Origin of the sequence: Aurantiacibacter sp. MUD11, assembly GCF_026967575.1 — a bacterium.
Taxonomy (GTDB): domain Bacteria; phylum Pseudomonadota; class Alphaproteobacteria; order Sphingomonadales; family Sphingomonadaceae; genus Alteraurantiacibacter.
In genome coordinates this window covers 762,527-778,458 of record NZ_CP114054.1, presented here as the reverse complement: position 1 = coordinate 778,458, position 15,932 = coordinate 762,527, and the positions used below count along the sequence as shown (strand labels likewise).

Here is a 15,932-nt window from a genome sequence, read left to right as displayed (position 1 = left end):
TTAGCGCATGCCGCCATGCACAAGACCCTTCTCGCGGCCACTGCCGCCTTCGCGCTCGCCATTCCCTCCAGCCTCTCTGCCCAACGCTACGACAGCCGCTACGGTTTGGAGCCGGGCGCGCACGACGAGATCGCCTGGGACTTCCTCGAGGGGATCACCACCGAGGTCGGCCCGCGACTGGCGGGCACGGAAGACGAGGCGCGCGGCCGCGCTTGGGCGATGGATTGGCTGCGTGAACGCGGCTTCGTCAATGTCGTCGACGAACCCTTTCCGATGGACGGCTGGGTGCGCGGCGAGGAACGCGCGCGCATCGTGGGCAATTTCGCGCAGCCGCTGGTGCTGACCGCGCTCGGCTACAGCGGGGCGACCCCGCCAGAGGGCATCACGGCGGAAGTGGTGCACTTCGCCACCTTCTCCGACCTCAGCGAAGCCGACCCGGAAAGCCTCGCCGGGAAGATCGTCTATGTCGGCCACGCCATGCGCGCGACGCAGGACGGTTCGCACTACGGCTGGTATGGCCAGCCGCGCCGGCAGGGACCTTCGGTGGCCGCCCGCGCCGGAGCTGCCGCCATCGTCATCCGTTCGGTCGGTTCGGACAATGACCGCCTGCCGCATACCGGTGCCACCAGCTGGGCGGACGGTGTCGAGCCGATCCCGGCTGCGGCCCTCTCCAATCCCGACGCTGACAACCTCGAACGCATGTTCGCGCGCGGCGAGACGGTGACGATGGAGCTGGTGCTGACACCCCGCCACACCGGAGAGGTGATGAGCGGCAACGTCACTGGGGAGATTGTCGGCCGCGACCCGTCGCTGCCGCCGGTGCTGCTCGCCTGCCACCTCGACAGCTGGGACAATGGCACCGGCGCGGTGGACGATGCTGCAGGCTGCGCCATTGCCGCCGCGGCTGCCCTGCGCGTCGCCGAACAGGGTCAGCCGCTGCGCACGATCCGCGTGCTGTTTGCCGGGGCCGAGGAAAACGGCCTGTGGGGCAGCGCCGCCTACTCCGCCGCGCACCGCGACGAGCCGATTGGTGTCGGGCTCGAAAGCGATTTCGGCGCTGGCGGCATCTGGCGCATCGAGAGCAATTTCACCGAGAGCAACCGCGATCTCTACGCCCGGCTGGTGCGGGCGGTGGAAGGCTATGGGGTGATCCCCAGCACCATCGTGGCGACTGGCGGTGCGGACCTCAACATCGTGCGCGACCAGGGCGGGGCGATCATCGACCTGCAGCAGGACGGCACCCGCTATTTCGACCTGCACCACACCGCCAACGATACGCTCGACAAGGTCGATCCGGAAGAGCTGGCGCAGAACGTGGCAGTGTGGACCGCCGTCGCTGGAATCCTGGCGAACGAGGCCGGGCCGATCCTCGGCAGTGCAGACTGACGCCTTGCGGCTTGAAGGCGGGCTGCCTTGTAGCTAGTTGCGAGAGGTACGCCCCCTTGGGTGCGGGCCTGTAGCTCAGCGGTTAGAGCTGGCCGCTCATAACGGCTAGGTCGCGGGTTCGAATCCTGCCGGGCCCACCACTCCCTTCAATTCCGCGCAATCGTCGTCGTGGCGAGGGTAGGGCAGTCGTTCGCCACCACCCCGTCATCGTCCCAGCGGGCGATGTAGAAGGCCTGTCCGGCGGCCAGCTGCGCGCAGGCGATGTTCACGCCATCGGCATAGACCACGGCCAGTGTCCGCCCGTAGCGATCCCGGCCGAAGCGGGTGATCGACAGCTGCGCGCCGGAGACGATTTGCTCCAGCGCCCGTTTCGAGGCTTGCCCGTCGCCCGGCACGCATTGCCTCCCGGCGCGGCAGGCGCGGGTTTCGGGCGCGTCGATCCCGGTGATGCGGATGCGTTCGTCGCCGCAACGGATGGTATCTCCGTCGGTGACTGTACAAGCGATGGTGAGCGCGATGGCGGTAGCAGTGGGGGTGATGAGCATGTCCGGCGGATAGGCCAGGCATTGGACTGATAGTCAGTCCGTCAGCATCCGATCCGGAGGCATAGAATCAGGGGAACTACATAGGTCTGGCGACATGCTTCCACCGACGCCGAAGCATTCGTGCTTGCACCGTTTTCGCGGCTTCTCTAGGGGCCACGACGGCTCGGGGAGTAGCGCAGCCTGGTAGCGCATCTGTTTTGGGAACAGAGGGTCGCAGGTTCGAATCCTGTCTCCCCGACCATCCTTGCGAAGCAGGTCGATTGAATCCGGAGCAGGATCGGCGAAGCCAATCCTGTCTCCCCGACCGCTTCCTCGCTCAGCGGACGACCGACGACATCACGTCCTTTACGCTCGAGGCCTTCACGCCGCGCTGGTGCAGGTAGGCGAAGATCCGCCGCCACCAGTCGTACAGTTCGTCGAGGTCGTCCTCGTCGCGGACATAGGGGGTGGAGCCGGGCCGCAGCGAAGGGCTGTGGAAGGACAGCACCAGCATCGGCAGGCCATCGTCCAGCGCCATGTCGATACCGCGAATGGCCTCTTCCACGCTCACGCCCTCGGGAGTCAGCGGCACGCGCTCCAGCAGGCCCAGCTTGGCGAGGATTCCCCGCATTTGCGGCATCCGCCACATGCGCGGATAGATGAAATTGCCCTGCCGCCGCAGCATGCCCCAGAAAGTGCTGGTCAGCGGCAGTTCCAGCAGCGTCTTTTCCGCGTTGACCCAGTATGGTGCGAGGGGGTGCTGGCGGAAATCGGGTCCACCGGCGCTCGAATAGTCGAACAGCGGGCGCACCGAGGTGTCGACCGCGATGCCGTGGCGTTGCAGGATGCCGGCGGTATTCGCGCCGACCCCGTAACGTCCCGCGCGGTAGATCAGCGGCGCCACGCCGAAATTCGTCTCGATGGCATCGCGCAGGGCGGCAAGCTTCGCTTCCTCGAGGTCTGGCGGCAGGTTGCCGGCGAAGGAATTGGCCTGCGTGACCTCCTCGTTGAACGGCGGATTGACCCAGGGATGCAGCTGCACGCCGATTTCCGCGTGCCCGCCTGCCAGTGGCTCCTTCAGGATTTCCGCTGCGCGCCTGGACGTGGCGATGGGCCAGTCGACCAGGTAGACCGGCACGACGCCCTCGTTCTCGCAGAACTCCTGGAATTTCTGGAGCCGAGGCACGTGCTGGGTGCCGTGGCTATCGCGCGAGAGCGGTTGCTCCCAGTCGAAGTCCTCCTCGGTATCGATCGTCAGCAGGAAGCGCGGGGTAGCGTCCGCAAATGACGCCATGGCGCCTGCGGCAGGCGGTTCGAGCAGGTTGCCCTTCGCCAATCCAATTGCTCCCCTGTGTGCGACAGCCTAGCCGCCGCCCGCGTCCGTTACGGTGCTATGGGTCTGATTTGCGGAGGTCAAGGTGGGCAGCCGCAGCGTCACACGATCCCCCTCGCATTCGAGCATGCCTCCGGCTGAACGGGCCTCCGCCTCGGCCAGGCGGAAGGTGAAGCGGGGGCCGAACATGCCCGCGCTCACGACCTTGCGCCGCTGGGCCTCGCGCGAGGTATCCGGTGCAGCGTCGCGCAGCGTTTCCGGAATGTCGAGCTGGAGCACGATGAATTCGCCATCGCTATGAAGGTCCATCTGCGCCTCTTCACCCGGGCCGAGTGCGGCGGCGGCCGTGGCCAGCAGTCGCCAGCTCAGCACCAGTGCTTCGTCCCGCGACAGCGCCACGTCGAAGGGTGAGCCGGAAACGGCCATCCTGAAGCCCGCATTGCGTGGTCGCAGCACGCCTTCCAGCCGGCGGATCGTCTCCACCAGGATGGAGCGGAAGTCGCACTCGCCTTCCTCCAGTTCCATCGCCTGGCTGTCCAGCTTCACCAGTCGGTCGACCTCGTCGAACCCGGCGAGCAGTTTGGCGGCGTCGACGGCGATGGCCGCGGCATGGGCGCGGTATTCGTGCGGGACATTGCCGAACAGTTGCTGCTGGATGATCTCGGCAAAGCCCTGGATGGCGTTCACCGGCGTGCGCAGCTCGTGCAGCACCTGGCGCATGGCGTCGGCGGGCGAACTCCGTTCCACCGCTTCCGGGGCCTCGACGGGGCGATAGAGCCGCGCGGCGTAGCCGGTGAATGCCCCGGTGCCGGGCGCAAATAGCGGTGTCGCATCCATGCGCCAGTCGCCACTGACGTCCGGCGCGGCGCTGATGGCGATCCGGGCATGCCGCAGCGGTTGCCGTTGGCGCAACAGCGTCGCGACGTCTTCGTCGAAGCTGACCAGCTCGCCCGGCTGCGGGGCGGTGAGGTGCAGGCCGACCAGCATGGGGGCGAAAAGTCCGTCGCTGGAGATGACGATGCCGCTCGCGTCGGTCAGCACGTCGAGCAGGTCTGGCGGCGCACTGTCACGGTGATGGGCGGCGTCGCCCAGCGGCAGGCGCGGGTGGGTGGAGGGCGTTCGGCGGCTTTCCTGGAAGGCCTCGATCCGGCGGCGCAGCCGACCGATGGGATCGTCGCTTGCCGGCACTTCTGCCGCAACGGTCTTCGTGGAGGATTGATCCGCCGGTTCGGCAGGCGCAGTCTCCTCCTGTGCCTGCACGCTCGCGCCCATGGGCAGCACGAGGTCTCGCACCCCCAGCCGTTCCAGCACTTGCTTGGCTGATGGCGGCAGGTCCCGACGATGGCGCAGGAAGCCGCGCGCGGTGACGGGAAGCACGGGAATCAGATCCAGCCATTCGCGTTCGTCCAGCCGCGCGGTTGCCATGGCGGCAGCGGCTGGCTTCGGCTCGCTTTCGGCGAGGAAGGCGACGAAGGTCGGATTGCGCAACCGCAAACCCGGTTCGCGTAGGATTTCCGACTGCACTTCCTGCGGCAAGGCCTGCATGATTTCGTCCAGTCGGACATAACCGGCGATGGTTCCGAGGCGAAGATCCTCGGATGCGAGCGCCGGATGCATCAGCAAGCGGTCGATTTCCGCCTTCGACAAGTGACGGGAAAGGCGCGCGATTCTGGCCAACGACGGGCCCCGCAACATCGTCTTGCGCGTGCCCAGCAAATCGAGCAACTGCCTGAATTGCGTACGCAATCCCGCCTCGCTGCCGGCGCGCATGCGCAGCACGGTGGCAAGGCGGTCGTCAAATTGCATCGATGCTCCACTCGGAACGAAGGTTAAGTTTCTGCAATCTCGGCAATAGCGTGGAGCCGCCGCGCAAGCATGGTTAAGGGTGAGCGCGTTGCAAAAGGGGACAATTGCGGTAATAAAGAACAATATTCCGCCGGGGAGAGGTTTGGCGCCACGGATGTTTCGCCATTCGTGCGCTGGGGAGCGGAATGCAAAAGGGGATCATCGCGATGTCCACACTCGATAAAATTGACCGCCGGCTGCTGGCTGAACTGCAGGCCGAGGGACGGGTGACGAATGTCGACTTGGCGCGGCGTGTCGGGCTGACCGCCCCGCCGTGCCTGCGTCGTGTCCGCGCCTTGGAAGAAGACGGCGTCATCCGCGGCTACCACGCCGATCTCGACGCTTCGAAGCTGGGCTTCGCCATCACCGTTTTTGCCATGGTCAGCTTGCGCAGCCAGGCGGAAGAAGACCTCAAGGCCTTCGAGGATCACATTCGCGGGCTGCCCGAAGTGCGCGAGTGCCACATGCTCAATGGCGAGATCGATTTCATCTTAAAGATCGTCAGCAAGGATCTGCAAAGCTTCCAGGAATTTCTGACCAGCAAGCTCACGCCGGCGCCGAACGTGGCGAGCGTAAAGACCAGCCTGACTATTCGCACGTCCAAGCACGAACCCGGCGTCCCGCTGGAATAGTGCCATGACTGCCGATCGTATCGAAGGCCATTGCCTGTGCGGTGCGGTGCGGATTTCGCTCGATCGACCGAAGCACAGCGTCGAAATCTGCCATTGCGACATGTGTCGCCGCTGGGGCGGAGCCTTCTACTCGGCCTTGTCCGGCGAGAGCTTCACCATTTCCGGCGAGGACGCAGTGAAGGTCTACAAGTCCAGCGACTGGGCCGAGCGCGCCTTCTGCGGCACCTGCGGCAGCAACCTCTGGTATCGCTTTCTGCCGACCGGCAATCGCAGCTTCCTGGCGGGTCTGTTCTCCGACGCGGACCAATACCCGGTGGAAAAAGAAATTTTCACCGACGAGCAGGCGAAGTGGTGCGATCTTTCCGGCAAGCACCCGCGCCAGACCGGTGCCGAAGTGCTGGCCGAGGCCAAGGCGGCCGGCTTCAGCTTCGACTAGGAGGCAAGGTCAGACCAACCCGGAGGTAATCGCCATGTAGGCGAGGTAGCCTGCTAGCAGCACTGCGCCTTCGCGGCGGCTGAGGCGTCCCCCGGTAAAGGCGAAAACCATCACTAGAAGAGCGGCCAACGTCGCAAGCGGCAGGTCAAAACCGGTGATCTTCTGCGGCACCTCGCCGGGGGCGACCAGGCCGGTGATGCCGCCGATGAAGAGCAGGTTGTAGATGTTGGAGCCGAGCACGTTGCCAAGCGCGATTTCGCTCTCCTTGCGAGTGGCAGCGATGATCGAGGTCACCAGTTCCGGGGCCGAGGTGCCAAAGGCGACGATGGTGAGGCCGATCACTTCCTCGCTGACGCCCATGCCGGTGGCAATGCCCACGGCGCCGTCCACCAGCAGCGTGCCTCCGCCGACGATCAGTGCCAGGCCGATTGCGAAGTAAAACAGTGCACTGGCGAGCGTTCCTGAGGGCGTTTCATGCGGCACGAGGGCCGGGTCAAAGCCCTCGCTCGCCATGGCCCTGTCGTAGGCCGCCGAGTGGTCGACGGGTGCCCGCTGTTCCTCGCGATAGGCCCACCACAGGTAGCCGCCGAGGGCAATCAGGAAGGCGACAGCGACATACTGGTCCAGCCCCAGCGTGAAAGCCGCCGCCAGCAGTGCGCCGGAAGCTACCAGCCCAACGCCGCCATCGCGCCACAGCGCCGCGCGTTCCACCACCATCGGTGCGATCAGCGCGGCGGTGCCGAGCACCAGCAGCAGGTTGGCGATGTTGGAGCCGACGATATTGCCGAGCGCGATGCCCGGCGAGCCGGCGAGGGCCGCCTGCACGCTGGCCGCGAGTTCGGGCGAGGAGGTGCCAAGACCGACGATCAGCAGGCCGATCAGCATGGGGGACATGCCCAGCCGTTCGGCCAGGCGAACGGCGCCGCGCACCAGCCAGTCCCCGCCCAGCATCAGCAGCACGAGGCCGCCGGCCAGTGCGCCAAGATCTAGCAGGTCAGGCATTAGCCGTGATTAGCCCTCTGAGCTGTCCCGCTCTGTCAGCCACTCTTCGAGCCACTTGATGGTGTAATTGCCGCTGATGACGTCTGGCTGCTTGAGCAGCTCCTGGTGCAGCGGGATCGAGGTCTTTACCCCGGTAATCACCATTTCCTCCAGCGCGCGGCGCAGGCGCATCAGGCAGCCTTCGCGGGTGCGGCCGTAGACGATCAGCTTGGCGATCATCGAATCGTAGTAGGGCGGGATCGCGTAGCCCGCGTAGAGCCCGCTATCGACGCGCACGTGCATGCCGCCGGCCTGGTGGTAGTAATCGACCTTGCCGGGGCTGGGTGCGAAGGTGAACGGGTCTTCGGCGTTGATGCGGCATTCGATGGCGTGGCCGCTGAAGACCAGTTCTTCCTGCTTCACCGACAGGTCCTTGCCGTCGGCGATGCGGATCTGTTCGCGCACCAGGTCCACCCCGGTGATCATCTCGGTAACCGGATGCTCCACCTGCAGGCGGGTGTTCATCTCGATGAAGTAGAACTCGCCGTCTTCCCACAGGAACTCGATGGTGCCCGCACCGCGATAACCCATCTCGGCCATCGCCTTGGCGACGATGCCGCCCATCCGCTCCCGCTCTTCGGGCGTGATGACGGGGGAAGGGGCTTCCTCGAAAACCTTCTGGTGGCGGCGTTGCAGCGAGCAGTCGCGTTCGCCGAGGTGGATGGCGTTGCCGCGCCCGTCGCCGAACACCTGGAACTCGATATGCCGCGGATTGCCGAGGTACTTCTCGAGGTACATGGTGTCGTCGCCGAACGCCGCCTTGGCTTCGTTCATGGCCTGCTTGACCAGGCTTTCGAGCTGCGATTCCTCCGGGATGACCTTCATCCCGCGACCGCCGCCGCCAGCGGCAGCCTTGGCCAGCACCGGATAGCCGATCTCGGCCGCGACTTTGCGCATCTCGTCGAAGTCGGAAACCGCGCCGTCGGAGCCGGGCACCAGCGGCAGGCCCAGTTCGCCGGCGGTCTTCTTGGCCTGCACCTTGTCGCCCATGGTGCGGATGTGCTCGGGCTTGGGGCCGATCCAGGCGATATCGTGCGCCTCGACGATCTCGGCGAAGCGGGCATTTTCGGACAGGAAGCCGTAGCCGGGGTGGATCGCGTCCGCGCCGGTGATCTCCGCCGCCGAAATGATCGCGGCGTGGTTCAGGTAGCTTTCGCTGGCCTGCGGCGGGCCGATGCACACCGCGTGGTCGGCCAGGCGCACATGCATGGCATCGGCGTCGGCAGTGGAGTGCACCGCGACGGTCTCGATCCCCATCTCATGGGCAGCACGGTGGATCCGCAGGGCGATTTCCCCGCGATTGGCGATCAGAATGCGCGAAATTCCCATGCCCTGGCGTCCCCTTAGGCGACGACGACCAGCGGCTGGTCGAATTCGACCGGGTCGCCGTTGTCGACGAGCATGGCCTTGACCGTGCCATCGGCGGGCGCCGTGATCGGGTTCATAACCTTCATCGCCTCGACGATCAGCAGGGTGTCGCCCTTCTTCACCGCATCACCGACGCTGACGAAGCTGGGCGAGCCGGGATCGGGTGCGAGGTAGGCGGTGCCCACCATCGGCGACTTGACGGCATTGGCGTGGTCGGCAGGAGCTGCCTCCGCCGGCGCTTCCGCTGGCGCGGCTGCTGCCGGAGCGGCCGGTGCCGGCGCTGCCGGGGCCGCGACCGTAACGGGCGCCGCCGCTGCGGCCACGCCGCCGCGCGAGACGCGAATCTTGCGATCGTCGTCCTCGACCTCGATTTCGGTCAGGCCGGTCTCGGCCAGGATATCGGCGAGTTCGCGCACCAGCGCGGTGTCGATATTGATGCCACCCTTGCGGGCGGGTTTGGCCTTAGTGTCAGCCATGCAATCCCCATTCTGCGACCATCATCTGGATGGCAGGCGGGCTATCGCCTGTATCGCTGCAACGCAAGGGTTAGCGTCGCCTCACTTGCGCGATTTCCTAAAGCTTGGAAGCCGCGTCCAGCGCCAATTCGTAGCCGTAGGCGCCAAAGCCGGCGATCGTGCCGAGCGCAGCCATGCCGACATAGCTCTTGTGGCGATAGGCCTCGCGCGCAGCGGGATTGGAGATATGCACCTCCAGCACCGGCGTCTTGATCGAGCGGATGGCGTCGTAGAGCGCCAGCGAGGTGTGGGTGAGTGCGCCGGCGTTGAGGATCACCGCCTTGGCGCCCTCGGCCTGGGCTTCGTGCAGCCAGTCGACGAGGTGGCCCTCGTGATTCGATTGCCGCATCTCGATTTCGAGACCGAGTCCGCGGCCACGGTCTTCCAGCCGCCCGGCAATGTCGTCGAGCGAATCCGCGCCGTAGATTTCCGGCTCGCGCACGCCGAGCAGGTTGAGGTTGGGGCCGTTGAGAACGAATACGGTATCAGTCATGCGCTCCCCTTAGCCGCGCAGCGGCCGTGCGGCCAAGGGGAAAGCGCGGGTTTTGCGCGGCGGCCTAGCGTTCCACGCCCTTGATCTTCCCCCACTGGCGCGCCGCCGTGTAGCCGAGATAGCCGGTGCCGAAGAGCGCGTAGAGCGGTTCGGGCAGGCTGGCGAGGTAGTCGGTCATGCCCGCTGCGATTTCGCGCGCGGTGGCGGGGGAGAAGGCCGACAGCACCCCCATCGGCAGCGCCGTGAGCAGCAGGACGTACATCACGTAGAGGAAACTGGGCCGGGCGCGGCTGGTCCAGGGGTCCTTCGAATTGGCCTCCGCCACGATGGCAGACAGCCGCGCCTCGATCTGCTGCATCTCCTGCGTTCCCTCGAGCTTGATCAGTTCGATCTTGGCGCGTTCGCGCGCTTCCTTGTCGGGAATGATCTTGTCGATGATCGAGGAAATGGGGCCGATGAGGCTTTCAAGTAGGGCCATGGGCGCGCTCCGCAGGCAGGAAATGAGTCGCCGGGGTGCTGCGCGCGGGGCAAGGCTGTAGGACAGCCATTTCGTGCAGCCGATTGAAATCGGCTCCGCAATGCGCAACAGCTTCGCGCAAGAAAAAGGGGAGACCGGGATGACTGCAGCCACTCGCTATTCGACGGGCGCCATCGTTTTGCACTGGCTGATCGCGCTGGCCCTGGCCGGCGAGATCGCGCTGGGCTTCGCCATGCCCAAGGATGCCAGCGGCTTTGCCGAATACCAGCTGCACAAGTCCATCGGCATGACCATCCTCGCGCTCAGCCTGCTGCGGCTCGGCTGGCGCTTTACCCACGCCCGCCCCGCGCCGATCGAGGGCGGCGTGACCGGCATGTTGGCCGGCGCGGTGCATGTCGGCTTCTATGTCTTCATGATCGCCATGCCGTTGACCGGCTGGGCCCTCGTCTCGTCCGATCCCATCGACGTGCCCACGGTGCTGTTCGGCGTGGTCCCGCTGCCGCACCTGCCGATTGGCGAGGCGTGGAACGAACTGGCGGAGGAAGCGCACGAGTGGCTGGCATGGGGCGGCCTTGCCCTGTTCGCGCTGCACGTGATCGGTGCGCTGCGGCACCATTTCCTGATCAAGGACGGATTGCTGGCCCGGATGAGCCCGGACAAGGGCGGCTTCGCGCTCGGGATGCTGGCATTCGTTCTGCTGCTGGGCCTTGGCGTGCTGTTCGGCGTGGCGCAGGACCGCTCGATGGAAATCGAGCCGCCGGTCGAGGAAACCGCCGCGCTCGAACCGGTCGAACCCTCACCGACACCCACGCAGGAAGCGGTCGAGGATGAGGAAGCAGTCGAAGAGGCCGAGGAGGAGGTTGCCGAAGCAGACGAGCCGGAAGAGGTCGCGCCGGAACCTGCCGGCCCGCCGCCGAGCTGGGCGATCCAGCCGGGCGGTTCGCTGCGCTTCAGCGTCACCAATTCGGGCAGCGCGCTGAATGGCCGGTTCGAGAGCTGGTCGGGCAATATCGTGATGGACCCGGACAATCCCGCCACCGCCACGATCACGATTCGCGTCGACCTGGGCAGCGCCACGCTTGGTGACGCGACGCAGGACACCATGCTTCGCGGAGGGGATTTCCTCGATGCGTCCTCCTTCCCGCAGGCGACCTGGCGCAGCACAGCGGTGCGGCGCGTGTCGGGCAATCGCTACGAGGCGGATGGCACGCTGTCGCTGAAGGGCGCCAGCCGCCCGCAGCGCATCACCTTCACGCTGGAGGGCAGCGGGAATCGGCGCTCGGTGACCGGGAATGCCACGGTGGATCGCAATGCCTTCTCGGTCGGCACCGGCTCGAACGCGGCCAACCTTGCCGGCAGTGTGCAGGTGAATTTCGCCTTCGAGGCGACCTCCTGATACAGCCAGGCTCAGCAGGGCTGGCGTCACCGGCGCGGGTCTGTATGAGGATGGTTTCATGAGTGACCAAAATTCGCCTGAGAATCCGAAGCGGGCCGACTGGCAGGCCAAGGCCGACAAGGAAGTGAAGGGCCGCGACCTGACGTGGCAGACGCCCGAAGGCATTGCCGTGCAGCCGCTTTACACCGCCGAGGATGTGGAGGGCATCGACCCCGGCCTGCCCGGTTTCGAGCCGTTCACCCGCGGCCCCTACGCCTCCATGTACACCGGTCGTCCGTGGACGATTCGCCAGTACGCGGGTTTCTCCACCGCCGAGGAATCGAACGCCTTCTATCGCCGCAACCTGGCGATGGGGCAGAAGGGCCTGTCGGTCGCCTTCGACCTTGCCACGCACCGTGGCTACGATTCGGACCACCCGCGCGTGGTCGGCGATGTCGGCAAGGCGGGCGTTGCCATCGATACCGTGCGCGACATGGAAATCCTGTTCGACCAGATCCCGCTCGACACCATGAGCGTGTCGATGACGATGAACGGCGCGGTGATCCCGGTGATGGCCTTCTACATCGTCGCGGCAGAGCGGCAGGGCGTCAGCCAGGAACAGCTGAGCGGCACCATCCAGAACGACATCCTCAAAGAGTTCATGGTCCGCAACACCTACATCTATCCGCCCGAGCCTTCGATGCGGATCGTGTCGGACATCATCGCCTACACCAGCAGGCACATGCCGCGCTTCAACTCGATTTCCATCAGCGGCTATCACATGCACGAGGCTGGGGCGACTGCGGTGCAGGAGCTCGCCTTCACCATTGCCGACGGCAAGGAATATGCGATGCGCGCGATGGCAACGGGCCTCGACATCGATGCCTTTGCGCCGCGCCTGTCCTTCTTCTGGGGCATCGGCATGAACTTCTTCATGGAGATCGCCAAGATGCGCGCCGCGCGCACGCTGTGGCACGATGTCATGACCGAGCTGGGCGCGAAGAACCCCAAGTCGAAGATGCTGCGCACGCACTGCCAGACTTCGGGCGTCAGCCTGCAGGAGCAGGACCCCTACAACAACGTCATCCGCACCACGCTGGAAGCGCTTTCCGCCGTGCTGGGCGGTACCCAGTCGCTGCACACCAATGCGCTCGACGAGGCCATTGCGCTGCCCACCGACTTTTCCGCTCGCATCGCCCGCAACACGCAGCTGGTGATCCAGGAAGAAAGCGGCGTCTGCAATGTCGCCGATCCGCTCGGCGGCTCCTACTACATCGAGGCGCTGACCGCCGAGATTACCGAGCAGGCGCGCGCCCTGATGGCGGAGGTCGACGCGGCCGGCGGGATGACCGCCTATGTCGCCAGCGGCAAGCCCAAGGCGCAGATCGAGGAGGCCGCCGCCGCCAAGCAGGCGAAGATCGACAAGGGCGAGACGGTGATCGTCGGCGTCAACAAGTACCGCAAGGCCGAAGAAGACCCGATCGACACGCTCGACATCGACAACTTCGCGGTGCGCCAGTCACAGATCGCGCGGATCGAGAAGGTGCGTGCGGGACGGGATGAGGAGGCGGTGAAGGCGGCGCTGGCCAACCTCACGCGCGGCGCGAAGGCCGATGTCTCGCGCAATGCCGCGCTGCTGCAGGAAGGCCGCGACGAACGCGGGGTGCCGCTGCCGCCTTCCGAATTGGAAAAGCTGGCGGCTGACAGCGAGACCAACCTGCTGGCGCTGGCGGTGGAAGCTGCGCGCGCCGATGCGACGCTGGGCGAGATTTCAAAGGCAATGGAAGACGCCTTCGGACGCTACGACACCGTGCCGAAACCCGTTCGCGGCGTCTATTCCGCCGCCTACGAGGACGATGCCCGCTACGCCGCCGTGGTGGAAGGCGTGCAGGCCGTTGCCCGGCGACTGGACCACGCGCCGCGTATCCTCGTCGCCAAGATGGGGCAGGACGGCCATGATCGCGGCGCCAACGTGATCGCCAGCGCCTTTGGCGACATGGGCTTCGAGGTGATTTCCGGTCCGCTGTTCCAGACGCCCGAGGAAACCGCGCAGATGGCACTGGAGCACAATGTCGATGCCGTGGGCGCTTCGTCGTTGGCGGCAGGCCACAAGACCCTGATCCCCGAACTGATCCAGCACCTGCGCGATGCCGGTCGCGCCGATATCAAGGTAGTGGCCGGCGGCGTGATCCCGCCACAGGACTACGATTTCCTCAAGAAGGCCGGTGTGCAGGGCATCTACGGCCCCGGCACCAACGTGGTCGAGGCGGCAGCGGACCTGCTGCGCCTACTGGGCCACAACATGCCTCCTGCAGGTGACGAGCTGGAAGCAGCGGAGTAAAAATGTTCGAGAAGATCCTCATCGCCAACCGTGGTGAAATCGCCTGCCGGGTCATCAAGACCGCGCGGCGCATGGGTATTGCCACGGTGGCGGTCTATTCCGATGCCGATGCGCGCGCGCCTTTCGTGCAGATGGCCGACGAGGCCGTGCATATCGGCCCGGCGGCTGCGGCAGAGAGCTACCTCGTCGCCGAGAAGATCATCGAGGCGTGCAGGCAGACCGGGGCGGAGGCGGTGCATCCGGGCTATGGCTTCCTTTCCGAACGCGCGAGCTTCGTCGAAGCGCTGGAGAAGGAGAATATCGCCTTCATCGGTCCGCCCGCCAATGCCATCGCAGCCATGGGCGACAAGATCGAGTCCAAGAAGCTGGCCAAGGAAGCGGGCGTCAACGTCGTCCCCGGTTTCGTCGGCGAGATCGAGGACACGGAGCACGCGGTGCGCATCTCCAACGATATCGGTTATCCGGTGATGATGAAGGCCAGCGCGGGCGGCGGCGGCAAGGGCATGCGCCTCGCCTACAGCGAGCAGGACGTGCGTGAAGGCTTCGAAAGCGTGCGGCGCGAGGGCAAGAACTCCTTCGGCGACGACCGCGTCTTCATCGAGAAATTCATCGAGGACCCGCGCCACATCGAGATCCAGGTGCTGGGCGACAAGCACGGCACGGTGCTCTACCTCAATGAGCGCGAATGTTCGATCCAGCGCCGCCATCAGAAGGTGGTGGAAGAAGCTCCTTCGCCGTTCGTCTCGCCGGAAATGCGCCGCAAGATGGGTGAGCAGGCTGTCGCGCTGTCGCAGGCCGTGGGTTACCACTCGGCGGGCACGGTGGAGCTGATCGTCAGCGGCGCGGACCCGACCGGCGAGAGCTTCTACTTCCTCGAGATGAACACCCGCCTGCAGGTGGAACATCCCGTTACCGAGGCGATCACCGGCATCGACCTGGTGGAACAGATGATCCGCGTGGCGGCTGGCGAGAAGCTGCCGATGACGCAGGACGACATCGGCATCGATGGCTGGTCCATCGAGACCCGCATTTACGCCGAAGACCCCTATCGCGGCTTCCTGCCCAGCACCGGGCGACTGGTGCGCTATTCCACCCCGGTCGAGGCTTGGGCGGGCGACCTGCGCGGTAACGATGGCGTGCGCGTGGACAGCGGCGTGCAGGAAGGCGGTGAGGTGTCGATTTTCTACGACCCGATGATCGCCAAGCTGATCACCTGGGGCGAGACCCGCGACGCAGCGGCGGACCTGCAGATCAAGGCGCTCGACCGGATCGAGCTCGACGGCCTCGGCCACAATGTCGATTTCCTCTCCGCGCTGATGCAGCACTCGCGCTTCCGCAGCGGCGAACTCACCACCGGCTTCATCGCCGAGGAATATCCCGAGGGTTTCACGGGCGCCGAGCCGGACGAGCACATGCTGCGCACGGTCGCGGGCCTTGTCGCTGGGGCCCAGTGCACCTGGGATGCGCGCGCCGGGCGGATTTCCGGCCAGTTGAACGGCCCGCCGTCGCCCGGATCGGAATGGACGGTGAAAATGGAAGGCCGGCAGTTCGACGTGACGCTGGGCGAGGGCGGGGCTACCGTCGACGGCCAGTGGATCGAGGGCACTTGGGACTGGCATCCGGGCAAGAGCCTCTCCACCGCCACCGCAGACGGCAAGGAACTGGGCGTGCACCTGCACCGCAATGGGGCCTGGTGGAACTTGACCACCCATGGCCGGCGCTACCGCGCCATGGCACTGCCCGCACGCCTTGCCCCGCATGCCGCGCACATGATCGAGAAGGTGCCGCCCGACACCTCCAAGATGCTGCTGTGCCCCATGCCGGGCTTGCTGGTGAAGCTCCACGTCGGCGAAGGCGACGCGGTTGATGCCGGCCAGCCGCTTGCCACGGTCGAAGCGATGAAGATGGAGAACATCCTGCGCGCCGAGAAGGCGGGCACGGTGGCCACCATCAACGCCGCCGAGGGCGAGACGCTGGTGGTCGACGCGGTTATCCTCGAACTGGAGTGATACCGTCCAATTCAGGTATTGGCAGCCGCGCACCCCGTGGCTAAAGGCGCACCCTAGCGGATACCGGGCCCCTCTGGCGCGACGGCTTAGGCCACGCGTGATGTCGGACCGCATCGGACAGCCGATGCCGGACGACGGGGTGCCAACTCCTCCAAA

At 65.8% G+C, this 15,932-nt stretch carries 14 protein-coding genes and 2 tRNA genes; 8 read left to right on the top strand and 8 right to left on the bottom strand.

Translation table 11 applies throughout. From position 1 onward, the window contains the following. The first annotated feature begins 15 nt into the window (after nucleotides 1-15). Complete coding sequence (locus OZN62_RS03810; RefSeq protein WP_269101417.1) at nucleotides 16-1,386, top strand: M20/M25/M40 family metallo-hydrolase; 1,371 nt, start codon at nucleotides 16-18, stop codon at nucleotides 1,384-1,386. Between the two features lie 64 nt (nucleotides 1,387-1,450). Continuing rightward, nucleotides 1,451-1,526: transfer RNA gene (locus OZN62_RS03805), tRNA-Ile, on the top strand. 6 nt (nucleotides 1,527-1,532) lie between these two features. Here OZN62_RS03805 and OZN62_RS03800 read toward each other — a convergent pair. After that, nucleotides 1,533-1,931: a thermonuclease family protein gene (locus tag OZN62_RS03800; RefSeq protein ID WP_269101416.1), complete on the bottom strand. Its 399-nt coding sequence runs from the start codon at nucleotides 1,929-1,931 to the stop codon at nucleotides 1,533-1,535. Between the two features lie 164 nt (nucleotides 1,932-2,095). Here OZN62_RS03800 and OZN62_RS03795 point away from each other — a divergent pair. After that, nucleotides 2,096-2,172: transfer RNA gene (locus tag OZN62_RS03795), tRNA-Pro, on the top strand. Nucleotides 2,173-2,247: 75 nt separating this feature from the next. Here the strand turns inward: OZN62_RS03795 and OZN62_RS03790 are convergent. Both OZN62_RS03790 and OZN62_RS03785 read right to left on the bottom strand, forming a co-directional pair. Further along, nucleotides 2,248-3,246: a polysaccharide deacetylase family protein gene (locus tag OZN62_RS03790; protein ID WP_269101415.1), complete on the bottom strand. Its 999-nt coding sequence runs from the start codon at nucleotides 3,244-3,246 to the stop codon at nucleotides 2,248-2,250. A gap of 27 nt (nucleotides 3,247-3,273) precedes the next feature. After that, nucleotides 3,274-5,049: a histidine kinase dimerization/phospho-acceptor domain-containing protein gene (locus tag OZN62_RS03785; protein ID WP_269101414.1), complete on the bottom strand. Its 1,776-nt coding sequence runs from the start codon at nucleotides 5,047-5,049 to the stop codon at nucleotides 3,274-3,276. 206 nt (nucleotides 5,050-5,255) lie between these two features. Here OZN62_RS03785 and OZN62_RS03780 point away from each other — a divergent pair, with 206 nt between their 5' ends. Together OZN62_RS03780 and OZN62_RS03775 are read left to right on the top strand one after the other, a co-directional pair. Further along, complete coding sequence (locus tag OZN62_RS03780; RefSeq protein ID WP_269102096.1) at nucleotides 5,256-5,720, top strand: Lrp/AsnC family transcriptional regulator; 465 nt, start codon at nucleotides 5,256-5,258, stop codon at nucleotides 5,718-5,720. 4 nt (nucleotides 5,721-5,724) lie between these two features. Next, nucleotides 5,725-6,156, top strand: a complete 432-nt coding sequence (locus tag OZN62_RS03775) for a GFA family protein (protein WP_269101413.1) — start codon at nucleotides 5,725-5,727, stop codon at nucleotides 6,154-6,156. 9 nt (nucleotides 6,157-6,165) lie between these two features. Here OZN62_RS03775 and OZN62_RS03770 read toward each other — a convergent pair whose 3' ends face one another. The 5 genes from OZN62_RS03770 to OZN62_RS03750 all read right to left on the bottom strand — a co-directional run bounded on the left by OZN62_RS03770 (nucleotide 6,166) and on the right by OZN62_RS03750 (nucleotide 10,051). Continuing rightward, nucleotides 6,166-7,158, bottom strand: coding sequence for a calcium/sodium antiporter (locus tag OZN62_RS03770; RefSeq protein ID WP_269101412.1), 993 nt, complete (start codon nucleotides 7,156-7,158; stop codon nucleotides 6,166-6,168). Nucleotides 7,159-7,167: 9 nt separating this feature from the next. Continuing rightward, nucleotides 7,168-8,526, bottom strand: coding sequence for an acetyl-CoA carboxylase biotin carboxylase subunit (gene accC / locus OZN62_RS03765; RefSeq protein WP_269101411.1), 1,359 nt, complete (start codon nucleotides 8,524-8,526; stop codon nucleotides 7,168-7,170). A 14-nt stretch (nucleotides 8,527-8,540) separates the two neighbouring features. Next, nucleotides 8,541-9,041 carry an acetyl-CoA carboxylase biotin carboxyl carrier protein gene (accB, locus tag OZN62_RS03760; RefSeq protein ID WP_269101410.1) on the bottom strand — a complete coding sequence of 167 codons (501 nt, stop codon included), beginning with the start codon at nucleotides 9,039-9,041 and terminating at the stop codon, nucleotides 8,541-8,543. Nucleotides 9,042-9,138: 97 nt separating this feature from the next. Then, nucleotides 9,139-9,573, bottom strand: coding sequence for a type II 3-dehydroquinate dehydratase (gene aroQ / locus OZN62_RS03755; RefSeq protein ID WP_269101409.1), 435 nt, complete (start codon nucleotides 9,571-9,573; stop codon nucleotides 9,139-9,141). 64 nt (nucleotides 9,574-9,637) lie between these two features. Beyond that, complete coding sequence (locus OZN62_RS03750; RefSeq protein WP_269101408.1) at nucleotides 9,638-10,051, bottom strand: holin family protein; 414 nt, start codon at nucleotides 10,049-10,051, stop codon at nucleotides 9,638-9,640. Between the two features lie 139 nt (nucleotides 10,052-10,190). Here OZN62_RS03750 and OZN62_RS03745 point away from each other — a divergent pair, with 139 nt between their 5' ends. Genes OZN62_RS03745 through OZN62_RS03735 form a run of 3 tightly spaced genes read left to right on the top strand, consistent with a single transcriptional unit; the run spans nucleotide 10,191 to nucleotide 15,776 of the window. After that, complete coding sequence (locus OZN62_RS03745) at nucleotides 10,191-11,447, top strand: cytochrome b/b6 domain-containing protein (RefSeq protein ID WP_269101407.1); 1,257 nt, start codon at nucleotides 10,191-10,193, stop codon at nucleotides 11,445-11,447. A 58-nt stretch (nucleotides 11,448-11,505) separates the two neighbouring features. Beyond that, entirely contained in the window at nucleotides 11,506-13,767 is a 2,262-nt protein-coding gene (gene scpA / locus OZN62_RS03740; RefSeq protein ID WP_269101406.1) for a methylmalonyl-CoA mutase, read from the top strand. Nucleotides 13,768-13,769: 2 nt separating this feature from the next. After that, nucleotides 13,770-15,776: an acetyl-CoA carboxylase biotin carboxylase subunit gene (locus OZN62_RS03735; protein ID WP_269101405.1), complete on the top strand. Its 2,007-nt coding sequence runs from the start codon at nucleotides 13,770-13,772 to the stop codon at nucleotides 15,774-15,776. Nucleotides 15,777-15,932 lie beyond the last annotated feature (156 nt).